Annotated in this window: 1 protein-coding gene; it reads right to left on the bottom strand. The window is 50.3% G+C overall.

From position 1 onward, the window contains the following. The coding region (locus tag IAI51_RS27785; RefSeq protein WP_187681379.1) for a DUF2207 domain-containing protein at positions 1-299 on the bottom strand (299 nt) is incomplete at its 3' end. Positions 300-439: the final 140 nt, after the last annotated feature.

Raw genomic sequence — 439 nt, 5'->3', positions numbered from 1 at the left:
ATCCGGTAGCGGTAATAGACCTGTTTCGTTTCGTTCTGCGCGGCATCGTATATGTAATACGTATCATTGTCGTCGTCCCATTGGACATCCAGCCGCTGCAAGTTTTCGTAGGAGAAACTGCCTAGCTTCGGATGTTCCGGGGGTACATAAGCTTCAAAAAATTCAACCCCCTTCTGATCCGCCCGATCAATCGCACGCGTCATTCCATTAAAGCTGCCCTTAAAGGTATACGTAAACAGTTCTTCGACATACAAGTCTCCATCCGGCCCGAGGTAAGCCCTGGATTCCACGCGGTCCATCGAGTAGCTCTTCTTGTCTCCGCAGCCGGTTATCCCAAGGACCAGGACTAGGCTGCCCAGCAGTAGCCACCATCTCCTCATGCGCTCACTCCCATCTCCATACTTCTTACTCTCTCTACTGACTATGCATAGATTCAAAA

The organism is Pseudomonas sp. N40(2020) (assembly GCF_014472415.1).
In the GTDB taxonomy this organism is placed as follows: Bacteria; Pseudomonadota; Gammaproteobacteria; order Pseudomonadales; family Pseudomonadaceae; genus Aquipseudomonas.
The sequence above is the reverse complement of the archived record's forward strand: the minus strand, read 5'-3'. Positions and strand labels throughout refer to the sequence as shown.